The organism is Ciceribacter ferrooxidans (assembly GCF_004137355.1).
Taxonomy (GTDB): domain Bacteria; phylum Pseudomonadota; class Alphaproteobacteria; order Rhizobiales; family Rhizobiaceae; genus Allorhizobium; species Allorhizobium ferrooxidans.
In genome coordinates this window covers 245,238-263,397 of sequence record NZ_SDVB01000170.1, presented here as the reverse complement: position 1 = coordinate 263,397, position 18,160 = coordinate 245,238, and the positions used below count along the sequence as shown (strand labels likewise).

Here is an 18,160-nt window from a genome sequence, read left to right as displayed (position 1 = left end):
TCTTATGATTCGGGCATGAGCACCAACAAAGCGATGATCCTGGGCTGCAGCGGCCTGAAGCTGACCGCCGACGAAAAGGCCTTCTACCGGGACGAACAGCCCTGGGGCTTCATCGTCTTCGCCCGCAATCTGTCCGAGCCTTCGCAGATCGGGGATCTGGTTGCGGAGATGCGCGAAACGGTCGGCGGCCGTAACGCGCCGGTGCTGATCGACCAGGAAGGCGGCCGCGTCCAGCGCATCCGCGAGCCGATCGCCCCGCGTTATCCTTCCGCCGCCGTGCTCGGCGACATCTACCGTCGCGACCGTGGCCAGGGGCTGCGCGCCGCCTGGCTGATGTCGCGGCTTCATGCCTTCGATCTTCTCAGACTCGGCCTCAACGTGGATTGCCTGCCGGTGCTCGATGTACCGGTGGAGGGGGCGAGCAACGTCATCGGCGATCGCGCCTACGGAACCGATCCGGTGACCGTCGGGGAGATGGGCGAGGCGGCCGCGGCGGGGCTCAAGTCCGGCGGCGTACTGCCGGTCATGAAGCATATTCCCGGCCACGGCCGCGGCATGGCGGACTCCCACCATGAACTGCCGGTGGTGACGACGCCCCTTTCCGAGCTGGAAGCCCATGATTTCGCGCCGTTCAGGCGGCTCCGCAACGAGCTCATGGCGATGAGCGCCCACGTGGTCTACACGGCGGTCGATGCGGACCATCCGGCCTCGACCTCCCGCAAGGTGATCGACGAGGTCATCCGTGGCCGCATCGGCTTCGACGGCCTGCTGATCTCCGACGACTCCTCGATGAACGCGCTCAAAGGCACGCTCGGCGAACGCGCGGCGGCGATCGTCGCCGGCGGCGGCGACATTGTCCTTCACTGCAACGGTGTGATGGAGGAAATGCGCGCGGTCGCCGCGCAGGTTCCGCCGCTTGCCGGCAGGTCCCGTGAACGGGCCGCCGCTGTCGAAGCGGCTTTGGCGTCGGTGGGTGAGGCGGACGAGGTCGCACTGCGTGAAGAGTTCGAGAGTCTGAGGGCGTCGGCATGAACGGCCGCCCCGGACAGGACCCGGCCGACCGCCCGCGAACCGGAGGGCAGGGAGCGTCCGCCGCCACGCCGATGGACAAGCTCTGGCAGGAGGCCGACTCGGAACGCCTGTCCGGTGAACCGGCGCTGGTCATCGACGTGCAGGGCTTCGAAGGCCCACTCGACCTGCTGCTCTATCTCGCCCGCAACCAGAAGGTCGACCTCTCGCGGATTTCCGTTCTGGCGCTCGCCGAGCAGTATCTCGAATTCATCGAGACCGCCCGCCGCATCCGTATCGAGCTGGCCGCCGACTATCTGGTGATGGCGGCCTGGCTCGCCTATCTCAAATCCCGCCTCCTGATCCCGCAGCAGGCGAAGGACGACGGTCCCTCCGGCGAGGAGATGGCGGCAACGCTCGCCTTCCGGCTCAAGCGACTGGAGGCGATGCGCGAAGCGGCGACGCGCCTCATCAACCGCAACCGTCTCGGCCGCGACGTCTATGCGCGCGGTGCGCCTGAACATGTGCCGACGCGCGTCGAATCCGCCTACGAGGCGACACTCTACGACTTGTTGACCGCCTATGCGGCGTTGCGCCAGCGCCAGTCGATAACCCAGGTGACGATTGAACGGCGGCGCGTCTGGTCGCTTGCCGACGCCCGCGCCATATTGACGCGAATGATCGGCGAGATCGGCGACTGGACGACGCTCGACCAGTATCTCTTGCGCTATACGACGACGCCCGAGGAACGGGTGACGGCGATCGCGAGCGCCTTTGCGGCCTCGCTCGAGCTTGTCCGCGAGGGCCGGCTCGAAATCCGTCAGGAGGGCGCCTTTACGCCGATCTACATGCGTGGCGGCCCACGGGCCGCCGAACTCGCATCGTCGGAGTAAGCGCGATGGTGGAGGCCTTGCAGGAGGAGCGGTTGGATCTCGGCGACGACGAGGAATTCACGCCCGAACGCGACCGCGCCGAGCGGGAGGCCTTCAGGATCGCGGAAGCATTGGTGTTCGCGTCCGCCGAACCCGTCTCGGAGAAGTTTCTGGCGGATCGCCTGCCGCGTGGCACGAACGTGACGGCACTGATGCAGACGCTGAAGGTCGAATATGCCGGCCGCGGCGTGAACCTCGTGCAGATCGGCGACCACTGGGCTTTCCGCACCGCGGCCGATATCTCCTTTGTTATCCGCAAGGAGGAAAGCGAGGCGAAGAAGCTTTCCCGCGCCGCGCTCGAAGTCCTGGCGATCATTGCCTATCACCAGCCGGTGACGCGCGCCGAGATCGAGGAGATCCGCGGCGTCCAGACGTCGAAGGGAACGCTCGACGTGCTGATGGAGGCGGGTTGGGTCCGTTTCCGCGGACGGCGGCGTTCGCCGGGGCGGCCGGTAACGCTCGGCACCACGCGTGATTTTCTCGATCACTTCGGGCTCGAGGAGCTTCGCGATCTGCCCGGCCTCGAGGAGCTGAAGGGAGCGGGCCTGCTCTCCGGCCGCATACCCGCCAACTTCAACATCGCCATTCCTGCGATCGGCGACGACCTGACCGAGGACGAGGATCCGATCACGCAGCTTGATCTGGAGGAACTCGGCCTCTTGACTCCGGGTGGTGAACCGGACGAATAGGTTCATGTTTTGAACTACAACGGGTTGCGCCCGGATTTGCGGGCGGCCGTAAGGTCGCCGTAACGGCAAAGAGCGCAACCGCTCGGACGGTGGAATGAATTCGAACACGGCAATCGCACCGCGAGGCAGCGCCAGGCGCACGGCCGGTGTGACCTTCGCGGCCCGCCTGAGCTTCGAGGACATCCGTCACAGCTATCACGGCAAGGAAACCATTCGCGGCGTGACGCTCGCCGCCGAAGCGGGTGAGGTGCTCTGCCTGCTCGGTCCTTCCGGATCGGGCAAGACGACCCTGCTGCGCATTGCCGCAGGCATCGAGGTCCAGACCTCCGGCCGGCTGCTCCTCAACGAGCGCGAGGTGGCGGGGCCCTCGGGTTTCGTGCCGCCCGAGCAGCGCGGCATCGGCTTGATGTTTCAGGACTTCGCGCTGTTTCCCCATATGAGCGTGATCGATAACGTCCGTTTCGGCCTCACCGCGCTTCCGGCCGGCGAGGCGAGGGCCGAGGCGATGCTGGCACTCGAGCGCGTCGGTCTCGCCCACTATGCGGACAAGTACCCGCATGTCCTCTCCGGCGGCGAGCAGCAGCGTGTGGCGCTGGCCCGGGCGCTCGCACCGCGGCCGGGCGTGCTCTTGATGGACGAGCCGTTTTCCGGGCTCGATTCTCGCCTCAAGGACACGATACGTGCCGACACGCTGGCGATCCTGCGGGAGACGAGGGCGACCGCCGTCGTCGTCACCCACGACGCCGAGGAAGCCATGCGCATGGCCGATCGGATTGCCCTTCTGCGCGACGGAAAGCTGGTCCAGGTCGGTACCTCGGATGATCTTTACCGGCGGCCGAAGGACCTCTTCGCGGCGGCCTTCTTTTCGGAGATCAACGAGTTCTCCGGTGTCGTGAGGAACGGGGTGGTGGACACACCGCTCGGTGTCGCTTCTGCAGGCGCGATTCCGGAGGGACGCGATGTTTCCGTCGCGGTGCGCCTGTCGGGCGTGCATGTGCTGCCGGAAGGCGGCCCGATCCCGGCCCGCATCATGTCGCGGCGGTTTCTCGGCGTGGTCGAGATGCTGACGCTTGCAGTTCCCGGACGGGAGCAGCCGGTTCGCGCACGAATCCGCGCCGATCTCTTGCCGCAGGGCCTCAAGGACGTGACCGTGAGGGTCGATCCGCGAGACATTTTGGCATTTGAAAAAGATGCGTAAACATCCTACATCGATGGAACGTAAAACCGAGGGAGTTTGTAATGGGTTCTTTTAGCATGTGGCACTGGCTGATCGTTCTGGCGATCGTGCTGCTCTTGTTTGGCCGCGGCAAGATTCCGGAACTGATGGGCGATGTCGCCAAGGGCATAAAGAGCTTCAAGAAGGGCATGTCCGACGACGATACCCCGGAAACGCCGAGCAAGACCGTAGAGCACAAGGCTGACGAAACGAAATAAGGCCGGTTCCCGGCCTGGGTGCATGCGGTCCTTCCAAGGGTCGGTGGCTTCAGGAGCCTGATTTATGCTGGATATTGGCTGGACCGAACTGCTGGTCATCGCCGTTATCCTGATCGTCGTGGTGGGGCCGAAGGACTTGCCGCCGATGATCAGGGCGTTCGGAAAGATGACCGCGCGGTTGCGCAAGACTGCGGGCGAGTTTCGCGCGCAGTTCGATGAGGCCTTGCGGGAGGCTGAGCTCGACGAGTTGCGTCAGACGGTCAACGATGTCCGGAGCCTCAACCCGGCGAATGCGCTCCGCGATGCCGTCAACCCGCTGCGGCAGGCCGGCAACGAGATAAAGAGCGAATTGCAGAAGGCGACCACACCGGATGTGAAACCGGCGGAAGCGTCGCCGGAGACTGTCGCAAGCGAAAGCACCGTCACGCCCGTGGCTCCGCCAATGGCCGCGCCGGTGACGGGGGTCCCGCCGGAGCTTTCCGCGCCCGCGGTCTCCGCTGTGCAAGAGAAGGCAAAGCCGGCCGCGAAGAGGTTAGCCAAGCCCAAGGGCGAGCAAGCCGCCGCCGCACCGCCTGCAAAGGCGGCGCCGAAGCGCACCGTAGCGGCTTCGAAGAAAGTAGAGACGGCGGCGAAGCCGGCCGCTCGCAAGCCGCGTACCGCCAAGAAAGAGGATAGCCAATGAGCGGCGATCTCGAAGACAAGCCGCAGCCGCTCGTCGAACACCTCATTGAACTGCGCACGCGGTTGATCTGGTCGCTCGTAGCCTTCTTCGTCGCCTTCATCGGATGCTTCGCCTTCGCCAAGGACCTCTTCAATCTTCTGGTGGTTCCTTACAAATGGGCGGTGATCTGGGCCGGCCTCGACGTCTCCAAGGCGGAGCTCATCTATACGGCACCTCAGGAGTTCTTTTTCACCCAGGTGAAGGTCTCCATGTTCGGGGCGCTGGTGATCGCGTTTCCGGTGATCGCCGCGCAGATCTACAAGTTCGTTGCTCCCGGCCTCTACAAGAACGAGCGTCAGGCCTTTCTGCCGTTCCTGATTGCCTCGCCGATCCTCTTCCTGATCGGTGCCGCGCTCGTCTACTTCTTCTTCACGCCGATGGTGATGTGGTTCTTCCTCGCCATGCAGCAGGCGCCGGAGCAGAACGGCATCGCGATCTCCCTGATGCCGAAGGTGTCGGAGTATCTGAGCCTCATCATGACGCTCGTCTTCTCCTTCGGACTCGTCTTCCAGTTGCCGGTGGTGACGACGTTGCTTGCTCGCGTCGGCCTGCTCGAAAGTTCCTGGCTGGCGGCGAAGCGCAAGTATTTCGTGGTCGTCGCCTTCGTCATCGCCGCCGTTCTCACGCCGCCCGATCCGCTTTCCCAGATCGGCCTTGCGCTGCCCACGATCCTTCTCTACGAGGTAGCGATCTATGCTGCGCGACTCGTGGAGCGCAAGCGCGCCGCTACGGCTTTGGTCGAGGCGGGCGAGTCCGCGGACGCCGGCAAGGTTTGAGCTGCGCCGGCAGCGGCCCTTCCGTCGCCGGCTTCGGACATGCGGCGGCTGGTGCCGCCGCCGAACCGTTCTCGCCCGACGACCAAGACAACACGATCTGGAACGACAATGCTTGATATCAAATGGATCCGTGAAAACGCCGAGGCTCTCGACGCGGCGCTGGCAAAGCGCAGTGCGGAACCGCAGGCGGCACATCTGATTGCGCTTGACGAGAAACGCCGCTCCGTCGTCCAGAGCCTGCAGGACATGCAGTCGCGCCGCAATGCCGCCTCCAAGGAGATCGGTGCCGCGATGGCGCAGAAGAACATGGAACTTGCCGAGAAGCTGAAGGCTGAGGTGGCGCATCTGAAGGATGCGATGCCGGCTGCCGAAGATGCGGAGCGGCAGGTCTCGGCGGAACTCGCCGACGCGCTGTCGCGTATCCCGAACATTCCGCTCGACGACGTGCCGGTCGGCAAGGACGAGCATGACAACGTGGTGAAGCGCGTCGTCGGCGAAAAGCCCGGCTGGAACCATGCCGCGAAAGAGCACTACGAGATCGGCGAAGCACTGGGCTACATGGACTTCGAGCGCGCCGCCAAGCTTTCGGGTGCGCGCTTCACGGTTCTGACCGGCCAGCTTGCGAAACTCGAGCGGGCGCTTGGCCAGTTCATGCTCGATCTCCACACCACCGAGCACGGCTATACCGAGGTCTCCTCGCCGCTGATGGTGCGTGACGAGGCGATGTACGGCACAGGCCAGCTTCCGAAGTTCGCCGAAGACCTGTTCAAGACCACGGACGGGCGCTGGCTGATTCCGACCGCCGAAGTCACGCTCACCAATCTGGTCTCGGGCGAGATCCTCGAGCAGGAGAAGCTGCCGCTGCGCTTCACTGCGCTCACCCCGTCCTTCCGTTCGGAAGCGGGTTCCGCCGGACGTGACACCCGCGGGATGCTGCGCCAGCACCAGTTCTGGAAATGCGAACTCGTCTCGATAACCGATGCCGAGAGCTCGATTGCCGAGCACGAGCGCATGACGGCCTGCGCCGAGGAGGTGTTGAAGCGCCTCGGGCTGCACTTCCGAACCATGACCCTCTGCTCCGGCGACATGGGCTTCGGCGCGCGCAAGACCTACGACATAGAGGTCTGGCTGCCGGGGCAGAACACCTATCGCGAAATCTCCTCCTGCTCGGTCTGCGGCGACTTCCAGGCGCGCCGGATGAACGCCCGCTACCGTGGCAAGGACGACAAGGGAACGACCTTTGTCCACACGCTGAACGGTTCGGGCGTTGCCGTCGGGCGTTGCCTGATCGCGGTCATGGAAAACTACCTGAACGAAGACGGCTCGATCACGATCCCCGACGCATTGCTGCCTTACATGGGCGGGCTGAAGCGGATCGAGAAGGCCGCGTGACGGAACGAGGTTCGGATGCGCATTCTGCTCACCAATGACGATGGCATCCATGCCGAAGGACTTGCGGTTCTGGAGCGTATCGCCCATGCGCTGTCCGACGACGTCTGGATCGTCGCGCCGGAGACGGACCAGAGCGGCCTTGCGCATTCGTTGACGCTCTCCGAACCGCTGCGTCTGCGGAAGATCGCGGAGAAGCGGTATGCGCTGCGCGGCACGCCGACCGACTGCGTGATCATGGGCATCCGCGAGGTGATGGACGGCAAACCGGACCTCGTACTCTCGGGCGTCAATGCAGGGTCGAACCTTGCCGACGACGTAACCTATTCCGGCACCGTTGCCGGCGCCATCGAAGGCGCGCTTCAGGGCGTGCGCTCGATCGCGCTCAGCCAGAGCTACACCTATACGCCCGAGGAGCCGCGCTACATTCCGTGGGAAACGGCGGAAACGCTCGCGCCTGATCTCATCCGCAGGCTGATGACGGTCGAGATGACGCCGGACACACTGCTCAACGTCAATTTCCCGAACTGCGCGCCGAAAGACGTGCAGGGGATTTCGGTCACATCGCAGGGCAAGCTCGATTTCGGACTGACTGTCGAGCAGCGTTCGGACGGTCGCGGTTTTCCATATTACTGGCTGCGCTTCGGCGAGCGCCAGGGGCATTTCCGTGACGGCACGGATATCCACGCCGTCAAGAACCACAAGATTTCGGTCACGCCGCTCAAGCTCGACCTGACTGATTACGGCGCCCAGGACCGCGTCGCGCAGGCGCTTGGATACGGGGTGAGCGATTGAAGTCGGCCATGGTCGAAAAGGAAGGCTTTGCCGCGCTGGTTCTGCGCCTTCGCGCCGAGGGGATTTCCGATCTCGATCTCCTGACCGCCGTCGAACAGACCCCGCGCTCCGCATTCGTGCCGCCGCAGTTTGCCGACCAGGCCTATTCCAGCCGCACCATTCCGATCGAGTGCGGCGCGTTCATGGAGGGTGCCGATCTCGCACTGCGCCTGCTCGACCGGCTGAACGTCAAGCCGGGACAGCGGGTGCTGGACATCGGCACGGGCAGCGGCTTCATGGCGGCAGTGCTGGGCAGGCTCACCGAGCGCGTCGTCTCGATCGACCGTTACAAGACTTTGATCGGCAGCGCGCAACGCCGGCTCGAAAAGCTCGGCATTCGCAATGTTGTCCTGCGCCAGTCCGATGGCAGCAACGGCTTGCCCGGCGAAGGGACGTTCGATCGCATCCTTTCGACTGCGGCATTCCAGGCGATGCCGCGCTTCTATGCCGAGCAACTGGTTTCGGGCGGGGTCTTTCTGGCGCCGCTGATGGTGTCGGAGGAGGCCTGCGTGATGGTACGGCTGACGAAGACCGGCAGTCGTTTCGAGCGCGAGGACCTCTTCGAAGTGCCGTACCTGCCGCTCGTACCTAAGGTCGCCTCCTATCTCTGAGGGGCGTGAGCGCTGCTGAAACGGGCGCCGCTTCCAAATAGTTCACTGCGATTCCCGCCAGTTAACCGGGCGGTAACACTAACGCGCTTTAATCATCCCACATCCAGTTGAGTATTTTGTGGGTCGAGTTATGCGTGAGAATTCGTCGCTGAAAACCGAACTGCCTATCGTCCGGATCGCAGGTGCGATGCTGTTGGCGAGTGTCGCTGCCGGATGCAGTTCCGACGCGACCCGCTTCAGTTCCATCTTCTCCCAGGACACGATGACCACCGCCTCGATCCCGCAGCGGGGCGACGGTGGGGTCGGTATTGACGGGCATCCGACGCCGAGTGCCGACGTTACCGGAGCGCAGCCGTCCTACTCGCAGGACTACAATACCCGCCAGCAGGCGCTGAGCCAGCCCTATCCGGCGCAGCCTGCCGCCTCCGGCTCGGTCGCCCGCATGGCGAGTTCTCCGGCCGCCGTGCAACGTTCGGAACTTGCCGCCCCGACGGCTGATGCCGGACGGCAGCAGGCGATGGCGCAGCCTTTCCCGGCCGCACAGAAGACCGACGATCTCGCCACCGGCAGTAATCCGCCGGCCGGCAACTGGGCGACCGCAAACGAATCCCGCGTCACTCTCCGGCCCGGTGAGACGGTCGCCACGCTCTCCAAGCGCTTCGGTGTGCCGGAAGCTGCGATCCTGAAAGCGAACGGCCTCAGCCAGGCATCCGACGCCGCCCCCGGGCAGTTGATGATCATCCCGCGCCTCGGTGGAAATGCGGCACGTGCCTCCGCTGACGTTGCCTCGCTGCCCGTGAAGGGTAATACGCCGGCGCAACTGCCTCAGCAGGAGCAGAAGGTTGCTGTTCTGCCGAATGCGCCCGGCGGTCGGGAGAAGTCTCAGGTTCAGCAGGCAGGGGCCACCGGCAAGAACGTTGCGGGAGCCGGGCAGGGCGGCAGCTACGTCGTCAAGCCGGGCGATACGCTCACCAAGATCGCCAAGGCGACCGGCACGCCGATCGACGTCCTCAAGGCCGCGAACGGCCTCTCGTCGGCCAATATCCGCATCGGTCAGGCGCTGACGATCCCGGCTGCAGGAGCTACGCCGGTCGCGGCGACGAAGGTCGCCGCCGTCAAGCCGTCCGATGCGTCTCTGAAGACGGCTTCTATCCCGTCCGCTGGCGAGAAGAAGGCGACACCGGCCGCCTATCAACCGCCCGCCGCCACCCAGTCCGTCGGTGAGGTTGCCTCCGCAACGACCAAGGACGAGGCGCCGGAGACCACCGGAATTGGCAAATACCGCTGGCCGGTCACGGGAGCGGTCGTCGCCGGCTACGGCGCGAACGTCGACGGCAAGCGCAACGACGGGATCGATATCTCGGTCCCGGCCGGCACACCGGTCAAGGCCGCGGAAAACGGCGTGGTCATCTATGCCGGCAACGGTCTCAAGGAACTGGGCAACACGGTTCTCGTCCGCCATGACGACGGCACCGTCACGGTCTACGGCCACGCTGACGCGCTGAAGGTCCAGCGCGGGCAGAAGGTCCAGCGCGGCCAGCAGCTCGCCACGTCCGGCATGAGCGGCAGCGCCAAGCGCCCGTCACTGCACTTCGAGGTCCGCAAGGATGCGACCCCGGTCAACCCGATGACTTTCCTGGAATAGGTATTGCGCACCAGGAGAGCGTAGAAAAGGTCCGGTCCTCCGGACCTTTTTTCGTTTGTCAGCCGCGGTCCATGGTGATCCGCAGGCGGCCGGCGAGGTCCTGGATGTACTGCCAGGCCACCCGGCCGGAGCGGCCGCCCCGGGTGGTTGCCCATTCAAGGGCCTCGGCATGCAGCGTCTCGCGGTCGAGCGGCAGGCGGAAATGCTCCGCATATCCATCGATCATTGTCAGATAGTCGTCCTGGCTGCATTTGTGGAAACCGAGCCAGAGGCCGAAGCGGTCGGAAAGCGAGACCTTTTCTTCGACCGCCTCGGAGGGATTGATGGCGGTAGACTGCTCGTTCTCCATCATATGGCGCGGCAGCAGGTGGCGACGGTTGGACGTCGCGTAGAAGAGCACGTTGTCGGGCCGGCCTTCGATGCCGCCGTCGAGGGCAGCCTTCAGCGACTTGTAGGCGGTGTCGTCGTGATCGAAGGAGAGGTCATCGCAGAAGACGATCACCCGGTGGGGCGCCGTCTTGAGGATGTCGAGGAGGACGGGCAGCGAGGAAATGTCCTCGCGGTGCACCTCGACGAGCTTCAGCGAGACTCCGGTCGCGGCCTTCACGTCGGCGTGCACGGCCTTGACCAGCGACGACTTGCCCATGCCGCGGGCGCCCCAAAGCAGGACGTTGTTGGCGGGAAAGCCATCCGCGAAGCGTAGCGTGTTTTCATGCAGGATGTCGCGGACGTGATCGACGCCGCGGATGAGCGACAGCGCCACGCGATTGGGGCGCGGGACCGGTTGCAGATGGCCGCGTGGTGGCACCCAGACGAAACAGTCGGCGACTTCCCAGTCGTTCTCGGCAGGAGCGGGGCCGGCCAGCCGCTCCACGGCGACGGTCAGCCGGCGCAGTTCGTCCAGGATCAGGAGGTTGAGTTCCTCGGCCATGACTGTTTCCTCGCGAAGGTGAAGACGCCTGCGGCTTTGTCCGCTTTTTCCGGGCGGTAGCATGGCCTTTTGCAGCACGAAAGGGTAAGACGCCTTGAATCGGTACGCACGGCCGCTGTTTCTGTTGCAATCGCTTGGCTCGCCACTATATTCCGGCGACCTGAAGCGGCAGCAGCGGCTGCCGGCAAGCCTTGTTGTCTAGGGAGTTCTTTTCCATGTTCATTACGCAGGCATTCGCGCAGGACGCAGCAGCCCAGGGCGCAACCGGCTTCGGCTCCGGTCTCGAAATGCTCTTCCTTTTCGCGCCGCTGATGGTCGTCTGGTACTTCTTTCTGATCCGGCCGCAGCGCCAGCAGATGAAGAAGCGGGAGGAAACGCTTTCCTCGATCCGTCGCGGTGACCAGGTCGTGCTCGGCGGCGGCATCGTCGGCAAGGTCGCCAAGGTCATTGACGACAAGGAACTGGATGTCGAGATCGGCGATGGTGTGAAGGTCCGCGTCCTGCGCGCCTACGTCGCGGAAGTCCGCGTGAAGGGCGAGCCCGTCAAGGCCGACGCCGCTTCCTGATCGTTTGCGGGCGGCGCCTCGCGCCGAACCGTCGGCTGTCATAACCTGATTTCGAGAGTTTCATGCTGTATATCCCCCGCTGGAAGACGATCCTGATCTGGCTCACCATCGCTGTGAGTGTGGTGATCGCCACGCCCAATTTCTTCAGCGACGAGCAACTCGCGTCGTTTCCGTCGTGGGCCCCTTCGAAGAAGGTGACGCTCGGTCTCGATCTTCAGGGTGGCTCCCACATCATGCTGAAGATCGAGAAGGCCGACATCATCAAGGAACGGCTGGAGACGACCGTCGGCGATATCCGCAACAATCTTCGTGAGGCGGGCATCCGCTACACCGGCCTTTCCGGGGTCGGACAGCAGATTCAGGTACGCATCACCGACGCCGACAAGATCGAGGCTGCCAAGGAGGCGCTCGCGCCGTTGACCCAGGCGGTCAGCGTCGGCGGGCTGACCGGCGGCTCCGTGCAGGAGGTGACGATGACGGAAGGCGAGGGTGGCCTTTTGCGCTTGAACCTCACCGACGCCGGCATCACCTATCGCGCTTCTTCGGCGCTCACCCAGTCGATCGAGGTGGTTCGCCGCCGCGTCGATGAACTCGGCACCACCGAGCCGCTGATCCAGCGCCAGGGTGACGATCGCATCATCGTTCAGGTTCCGGGCCTCACCGACCCGCAGCGCCTGAAATCGCTGCTCAACCAGACCGCCAAGCTCACCTTCCACATGGTCGATACGAGCATGCCGGTCGAAGAGGCGATCAACGGCCGTCCGCCGGCTTCTTCCGAGGTCCTCTATTCGATGGATGATCCGGCCGTGCCCTATCTCGTCGAGAAGCGGGCGCTGGTCTCCGGTGAAAACCTCGTCGATGCCCAGGCCACCTTCAACCAGCAGACCAACGAACCGGTCGTTTCCTTCCGCTTCGACAGCAAGGGCGCGCAGCGCTTTGCGCAGGCGACGCAACAGAATGTCGGTCGTCCCTTCGCGATCGTTCTCGACGATCAGGTGATTTCCGCCCCCGTCATCCGCGAACCGATCGTCGGCGGCTCCGGCCAGATCTCCGGCGGCTTCTCGGTCGAAGGGGCAAACGACCTCGCCGTGCTGCTGCGCGCCGGCGCGCTGCCGGCGACCCTGACGGTCGTCGAAGAGCGTACCGTCGGCCCGGGCCTCGGCGCGGACTCGATCAGCGCCGGCCTGGTCGCCTCGGTGATCGGTGCGATTGCGGTCGTCCTGTTCATGCTTGCCTTCTACGGCACCTTCGGCGTGATGGCGAACATCGCGCTCGCCGCCAATATCACGATGATCTTCGCCGCCCTGACGACGCTCGGTTCGACGCTGACCCTGCCGGGTATCGCCGGTATCGTTCTGACGATGGGTATGGCGGTCGATTCGAACGTGCTCGTCTACGAGCGCATCCGCGAAGAGGTGAAAAGCGGCCGTTCGCTGGTGCAGGCGATCGACGTGGGCTTCAACAAGGCCTTCGCAACCATCGTCGACGCAAACCTGACGACTCTCATCGCCGCCGTCGTCCTGTTCTTCCTCGGTTCCGGCCCGGTTCGCGGCTTCGCGGTCACGCTTGCCGTCGGTATCGTCACCACGGTCTTCACCGCTTTTACGATGACGCAGTGGCTGATGGCCATGTGGTTCCGCTGGCGTCGACCGAAGCACCTGCCGAAGGGCGTGCGTACCGGCATGTTCGACACCCAGAACATCCGCTTCATGGCGGTCCGGAAGTTCACCTTCGTCGGCGCGGGCGCATTGATCGCTCTCTCCCTCGCTGGCTTCATCTTCATCGGCCTCAACCTCGGCATCGACTTCAAGGGTGGATCAGTGATCGAGCTCAAGGCGCGGCAGGGGACTGCCGACATCGCCGACATCCGCGAACGGTTGAGCGAACTGAACCTCGGCGAAATCCAGGCGCAAGGGTTCGGTGATCCGTCGAGCGTGCTCGTTCGCCTGCAGTCCCAGGAAGGCGGCGAAAACGCTGAACAGTCGGCGATCTCGCTCGTGCGTCAGGAGCTCCAGGACCAATACGAGTTCCGTCGCGTGGAAGTGGTCGGGCCGGCCGTCTCGAGCGACCTGACGGCGAATGCCACGATCGGCGTCGGCGTGTCTCTCCTGCTCATCCTGATCTATATTTGGTTCCGCTTCGAGTGGCAGTTTGCGGCTGGCGCCATCATCGCGACCCTGCATGACGTGATCTTTACCCTCGGCCTCTTCGTCCTCACCGGCATCGAGTTCAATCTGACGAGTATCGCGGCGATCCTGACGATCATCGGCTATTCGTTGAACGATACGGTAGTGGTCTATGACCGCATGCGCGAAAACCTGAGGCGTTACAAGAAGATGCCGCTCGACGTGCTGATCGACGCCTCGATCAACCAGACACTCTCGCGAACGGTGCTGACGGGGTCGACAACACTGATCGCGTTGCTGGCGCTCTATCTGTTCGGCGGCGAGGTCATTGCCTCCTTCACGCTCGCCATGCTGTTCGGCGTGCTGATCGGCACATTCTCCTCGGTCTATATTGCCGCGCCGGTGCTGATCGCCTTCAAGCTTCGTCCGGAAAGCTTCCAGGAAGAGGAAGGCAAGGCGCCTGAAGGCCTGCCGGCCGGCAAGGCGGGGGCCTGATCGCCGTGGCGGAGGCGCCGGGCAACCGGGGAATCGTGATGCGCGAGGCTCATTTCCCCGGCCGCGCGCCGATTGACGCCTACGGTAACGGCGGCTTCCGCTTCGCCGACATGTCGCATCGCGGCTCCCTGCTGTTGTTGCCTTCGGGCATATATGGCTGGGAGATGGCGGAGGGTGATCCGCTTGCCGTCGACGCTTTCCGGCGTGTGCTGGATGAGGCGGCTGGCATCGAGGTGCTGCTGGTCGGAACCGGGAAGGACCTGCGTCCGATCCCCGCTGACCTCAAGGCGGCGCTCCGGGAGCGCGGCATCGCAAGCGACCCGATGGGGACGGGCGCGGCAGTTCGCACCTACAATATCATGCTTGCCGAGCAACGGGCAGTGGCCGCCGCGCTAATTGCGGTCTGAGACGAGTTCTTGCGGGAAAAGGCGATGCCGGACAACGAAGCCATCTGCCTTGCCGGGCTGCGCGATACGGATCGGGACCGCTACCTCGCGGCGTTGCTCTCTCCGGCCGACAAGCGCGCCGGGTTGGTCGCTCTCTATGGCTTCAACGCCGAGATCGCCCGGATCCGCGATGTCGTGCGCGAACCTTTGCCGGGCGAGGTTCGGCTGCAATACTGGCGTGATCTCGTTTCAGGGGTTGAACATGGCGAGACGGCGGCCAATCCGCTCGGAGCCCTTCTCCTTGCGACCATCCGGCGCCATGACCTGCCGGTCGAGGCCCTGCTGCGGATGCTCGACGCCCGCGTCTTCGATCTCTACGACGATCCGATGGAGAGCCGCGGCATGTTCGAGGGCTACGCGGGTGACACGGCCTCCGCCCTCATACAGCTCGCAAGCCTGATACTCGCGCCCGACGAAGCGGCGAACTGCGCCGAACGCGCCGGTCACGCCGGTGTCGCGCAGGCGGTCGCAGGGGCGATCCTGCTCCTGCCGCGGACGAGCGCGCGGGGCCAGGTCTACATTCCCCTGGAAATATTGAAGGCTGTCGGTCTTGATCGCGAAGGCTTTCTAGCCGGCGAGGATCGTGCGCGGATATCTGCCGCCGTCGAGGCCTTTGCCGGACTCGGGCGCGAGCATCTTGCGAAAGTGCGCAGCGCCGGCCCATTGCCCGCCGCAGTTATGGCGGCTTATCTGCCGGTGGCGCTCGTCGGCAGCGTTCTCGATCGGGTCGCAGCAAGGCCCGCGCGCGTCTTTGCGGAAGAGGTGAGAGCGCCGCAATGGCGACGGCAACTGCTTCTCATGTGGGCGACGGTCCGGCGCCGCGTCTGAGGCCGGCCAAATTCGCGCAAGCCTCGGCTGCTACGACGCTTCCGGCCGTGCCGTCACGGCGGTGCCTGAACCGTTCGCATCATCGAAGGGTGGACGGGATGAGAAGAGGGAGGCGGATGTGACGCTTGTCACGTGGATGGTGATCTTTGGACTGCTGGCTCTTTTCGCCATCGGTGCCACGCGCATGGCGCGGCAGGCGACCAGCGATGAGTCCCATGACACCGGCTTGGCGATCCTGCAGTTCGGTCGCGCCTTTCCCAACGAAGCGATCCGCAACCTGCGTTCGACGGCAGACGGCAAGGCCGTCTTCGTTCGCCTGCACGACAACAAGACCGGCTTCATGCGCAACATGCGCAGCCACTTTGCATGTCACCTGATCGAGCCGGGGACCGTGAGGGTGCGTGATCTCCCGAATGGTCGGGGACTGTCGATCGAGTTTCTGGATGCGCCGTTCCACAACGGTGACTTCGTTTTCGCCTCCGCTGCCGAGGCGGCCGAGGTATCGCTCTGGCTGCTCGGCAATTACGTCAGCGCAAGCGACCGGCGGGACGCCGACGAGCCGCGCGCCAAAGGCTGACGCCAGCTAGCTCACTCGCTCTCGAGCCAGCGCCTGCAATCGGCGAGTGCCCGCGCGGCAATCAGCTGACGCTTCATGATCGTCTTGTCCTTGCCGCGGAAGCGCTTCACGCCTTCAGGCTTGGTGATGGAACCGGGCTCCAGCTCCGGGAACAGTCCAAAATTGATGTTCATCGGCTGGAAGGACCGCTTGCCGGGTTCCTCGTCGGTGACGATGTGGCCCCCGGTGATGTGGTTGAGGAGCGACCCCATGGCCGTCGTGGCGGGCGGCAGGCGGACCGGCTCGCCCTTTCGCTCGGCGGCAGCAAAGCGGCCGGCAAGCAGACCGATGGATGCACTCTCGACATAGCCCTCACAGCCGGTGATCTGGCCGGCGAAACGCAGGCCGCGGCGGCTCTTCAGCTGCAGGGTTTCGTCGAGCAGGACCGGTGAATTGATGTAGGTATTGCGATGCAGGCCGCCGAGGCGGGCGAACTCGGCGTTCTCGAGGCCCGGAATCATCCGGAAGATCTCGGCCTGAGCGCCGTAACGCAGTTTCGTCTGGAAGCCCACCATGTTGTAGAGCGTGCCAAGCGCATTGTCCTGGCGCAGCTGGACGACCGCGTAGGGCTTGACGGTCGGATTGTGGGCGTTGGTGAGGCCCATCGGCTTCATCGGCCCGTGCCGCAGCGTCTCGCGGCCGCGTTCCGCCATGACCTCGATCGGCAGGCAGCCGTCGAAATAGGGCGTGCCCTCCCATTCCTTGAAGCCGACGGTATCTCCAGCGATCAGGGCATCGACGAAAGCGTTGTACTGCGCCTCGTCGAGCGGGCAGTTGATGTAATCCTTGCCGGTTCCGCCGGGCCCGACCTTGTCGTAGCGCGACTGATACCAGCAGACGTTCATGTCAATCGAGTCGCGGTGGACGATCGGCGCGATGGCATCGAAGAAGGCGAGCGCGTCGGCGCCGGTCTCGAGGCGGATGGCTTCGGCGAGTGCCGGCGAGGTGAGCGGGCCGGTCGCGACGACCGTCGAGCCCCATTCCTCGGGCGGGAGGCCGGTGACTTCCTCGCGGACCACCGTGATCAGCGGATGGTTTTCGACAGCGGCGCTGACGGCGGCGGAAAAGCCTTCGCGGTCGACGGCGAGCGCTCCGCCAGCCGGTACCTGGTTCCGGTCGGCCGCCGCCATGATCAGCGATCCGGCGAGACGCATCTCGGCATGGATCACACCGACCGCATTGGAGGTTGCGTCGTCGGACCGGAAGGAATTCGAGCAGACGAGCTCTGCAAGTCCGTCGGTCTTGTGGGCATCGGTGCCGCGAACGCCGCGCATCTCGTGCAGAATGACCGGTACGCCGGCCTGCGCCGCCTGCCAGGCCGCTTCCGAACCGGCGAGGCCGCCGCCGACGATGTGGATGGGGGAGAGGGTCTCTGTCTTCGTCATGCGCGCTGCTTATCACGCTGCGCCGGCGGTTCCAATCGCCGCGAATCAAAAACGGCACCATGTGGTGCCGTTCGGCGTCTTCTTCATTTCGTGGCGCCCCGCGGCTGCGGAGCGGCCGGCATCAGTGCTCAGCGAAAGGAGCGAGCCGCGATGTTGCGGATGTCGTAGCGGGTGATGCCGATGTCGGAGAGCGCCTGGTTGGACAGGTTGCCGAGCTCGGAAATCGTGCGGCGGTAGCTCATCCAGCTCTTGGCATAACGGATCGGGTTCATGGTCGTTTCCTCGAAAGATCTTGTTTCCGCTGGCCTTGCGGTTTCTCCGCATCAGCGATTGAGCCTTTTATACGCTCGTAAAACAATATTGTGCAGTGCAAATAACGAGCGACTGCTATGCAAATGTGCAAAGCATGGTGAGAATTTAGGCGGAGCTCAGAAAACTGGCACCAAGCGCGGACGAAAATGGTCGTTCCGCCGCCCGCCGAACACAAAAAAAAGCCTCCCACGAGGGGAGGCTTTTCAGGTCTTCCGAATTGGAAGCGGCTGCAAATCAGCCGGCGATGGCGTCGCGAGCAACGCGACGGATGTCTTCGCGGCCAATGCCGAGGTCGCGCAGTTCACGGTCCGACATGCGGCCGAGTTCGTTGATGGTCTGACGGTACTTGCGCCAGTTGGTAAGCGAGCGAGCGAAGTTCATGATGGTCTCCTTGGACTTGGTGCGGCGGCCGTCTC

General features: G+C 64.3%; 20 protein-coding genes. 16 read left to right on the top strand and 4 right to left on the bottom strand.

Translation table 11 applies throughout. From position 1 onward, the window contains the following. Positions 1-15: 15 nt before the first annotated feature. The 11 genes from nagZ to EUU22_RS05610 all read left to right on the top strand — a co-directional run bounded on the left by nagZ (position 16) and on the right by EUU22_RS05610 (position 10,039). On the top strand, positions 16-1,032 hold the full coding sequence (nagZ, locus tag EUU22_RS05660) for a beta-N-acetylhexosaminidase (RefSeq protein ID WP_129331080.1): 1,017 nt from the start codon (positions 16-18) through the stop codon (positions 1,030-1,032). A gap of 71 nt (positions 1,033-1,103) precedes the next feature. Continuing rightward, positions 1,104-1,901: a segregation and condensation protein A gene (locus EUU22_RS05655; protein ID WP_245484929.1), complete on the top strand. Its 798-nt coding sequence runs from the start codon at positions 1,104-1,106 to the stop codon at positions 1,899-1,901. 5 nt (positions 1,902-1,906) lie between these two features. Further along, positions 1,907-2,629, top strand: a complete 723-nt coding sequence (gene scpB / locus EUU22_RS05650; RefSeq protein WP_129331078.1) for an SMC-Scp complex subunit ScpB — start codon at positions 1,907-1,909, stop codon at positions 2,627-2,629. A 94-nt stretch (positions 2,630-2,723) separates the two neighbouring features. Beyond that, positions 2,724-3,827, top strand: a complete 1,104-nt coding sequence (locus tag EUU22_RS05645) for an ABC transporter ATP-binding protein (protein WP_129331077.1) — start codon at positions 2,724-2,726, stop codon at positions 3,825-3,827. Positions 3,828-3,868: 41 nt separating this feature from the next. Next, positions 3,869-4,063, top strand: coding sequence for a twin-arginine translocase TatA/TatE family subunit (locus tag EUU22_RS05640; RefSeq protein ID WP_129331076.1), 195 nt, complete (start codon positions 3,869-3,871; stop codon positions 4,061-4,063). A 64-nt stretch (positions 4,064-4,127) separates the two neighbouring features. After that, entirely contained in the window at positions 4,128-4,745 is a 618-nt protein-coding gene (tatB, locus tag EUU22_RS05635; protein ID WP_129331075.1) for a Sec-independent protein translocase protein TatB, read from the top strand. Then, a complete protein-coding gene (tatC, locus tag EUU22_RS05630; RefSeq protein WP_129331074.1) occupies positions 4,742-5,560 on the top strand; it encodes a twin-arginine translocase subunit TatC in 819 nt (272 codons plus the stop codon). Before tatB ends, tatC begins: the two co-directional genes overlap by 4 nt. Positions 5,561-5,668: 108 nt before the next feature. Next, positions 5,669-6,952, top strand: coding sequence for a serine--tRNA ligase (gene serS, locus EUU22_RS05625; RefSeq protein ID WP_129331073.1), 1,284 nt, complete (start codon positions 5,669-5,671; stop codon positions 6,950-6,952). Between the two features lie 15 nt (positions 6,953-6,967). Then, complete coding sequence (gene surE / locus EUU22_RS05620) at positions 6,968-7,744, top strand: 5'/3'-nucleotidase SurE (RefSeq protein WP_129331072.1); 777 nt, start codon at positions 6,968-6,970, stop codon at positions 7,742-7,744. 8 nt (positions 7,745-7,752) lie between these two features. Further along, a complete protein-coding gene (locus tag EUU22_RS05615) occupies positions 7,753-8,394 on the top strand; it encodes a protein-L-isoaspartate(D-aspartate) O-methyltransferase (protein ID WP_439329125.1) in 642 nt (213 codons plus the stop codon). 130 nt (positions 8,395-8,524) lie between these two features. Further along, positions 8,525-10,039 carry a peptidoglycan DD-metalloendopeptidase family protein gene (locus tag EUU22_RS05610; protein WP_129331070.1) on the top strand — a complete coding sequence of 505 codons (1,515 nt, stop codon included), beginning with the start codon at positions 8,525-8,527 and terminating at the stop codon, positions 10,037-10,039. A gap of 58 nt (positions 10,040-10,097) precedes the next feature. On the opposite strand, the gene EUU22_RS05605 is transcribed toward EUU22_RS05610, so the two are convergent. Further along, on the bottom strand, positions 10,098-10,970 hold the full coding sequence (locus tag EUU22_RS05605) for an ATP-binding protein (RefSeq protein WP_129331069.1): 873 nt from the start codon (positions 10,968-10,970) through the stop codon (positions 10,098-10,100). A gap of 215 nt (positions 10,971-11,185) precedes the next feature. Here EUU22_RS05605 and yajC point away from each other — a divergent pair, with 215 nt between their 5' ends. The 5 genes from yajC (at position 11,186) to EUU22_RS05580 (ending at position 16,008) form a co-directional block, all read left to right on the top strand. After that, positions 11,186-11,536 (top strand): preprotein translocase subunit YajC, encoded by a 351-nt coding sequence (gene yajC / locus EUU22_RS05600; RefSeq protein WP_129331068.1) that lies wholly within the window; start codon positions 11,186-11,188, stop codon positions 11,534-11,536. A 62-nt stretch (positions 11,537-11,598) separates the two neighbouring features. Next, positions 11,599-14,157: a protein translocase subunit SecDF gene (gene secDF / locus EUU22_RS05595; RefSeq protein ID WP_129331067.1), complete on the top strand. Its 2,559-nt coding sequence runs from the start codon at positions 11,599-11,601 to the stop codon at positions 14,155-14,157. 38 nt (positions 14,158-14,195) lie between these two features. Then, on the top strand, positions 14,196-14,564 hold the full coding sequence (locus EUU22_RS05590; RefSeq protein ID WP_129331066.1) for an Mth938-like domain-containing protein: 369 nt from the start codon (positions 14,196-14,198) through the stop codon (positions 14,562-14,564). 9 nt (positions 14,565-14,573) lie between these two features. Next, positions 14,574-15,431 carry a phytoene/squalene synthase family protein gene (locus EUU22_RS05585; RefSeq protein WP_439329124.1) on the top strand — a complete coding sequence of 286 codons (858 nt, stop codon included), beginning with the start codon at positions 14,574-14,576 and terminating at the stop codon, positions 15,429-15,431. Positions 15,432-15,549: 118 nt separating this feature from the next. Then, positions 15,550-16,008 carry a hypothetical protein gene (locus EUU22_RS05580; protein WP_129331064.1) on the top strand — a complete coding sequence of 153 codons (459 nt, stop codon included), beginning with the start codon at positions 15,550-15,552 and terminating at the stop codon, positions 16,006-16,008. An 11-nt stretch (positions 16,009-16,019) separates the two neighbouring features. Here the strand turns inward: EUU22_RS05580 and trmFO are convergent, their stop codons facing one another. From trmFO to EUU22_RS05565, 3 genes are all read right to left on the bottom strand, one after another. Continuing rightward, on the bottom strand, positions 16,020-17,432 hold the full coding sequence (trmFO, locus tag EUU22_RS05575) for a methylenetetrahydrofolate--tRNA-(uracil(54)-C(5))-methyltransferase (FADH(2)-oxidizing) TrmFO (RefSeq protein WP_129331063.1): 1,413 nt from the start codon (positions 17,430-17,432) through the stop codon (positions 16,020-16,022). A 128-nt stretch (positions 17,433-17,560) separates the two neighbouring features. Continuing rightward, positions 17,561-17,704 (bottom strand): DUF1127 domain-containing protein, encoded by a 144-nt coding sequence (locus EUU22_RS05570; protein ID WP_129331062.1) that lies wholly within the window; start codon positions 17,702-17,704, stop codon positions 17,561-17,563. Positions 17,705-17,978: 274 nt separating this feature from the next. After that, positions 17,979-18,125, bottom strand: a complete 147-nt coding sequence (locus tag EUU22_RS05565) for a DUF1127 domain-containing protein (RefSeq protein ID WP_129331061.1) — start codon at positions 18,123-18,125, stop codon at positions 17,979-17,981. Between the last annotated feature and the right edge of the window lie 35 nt (positions 18,126-18,160).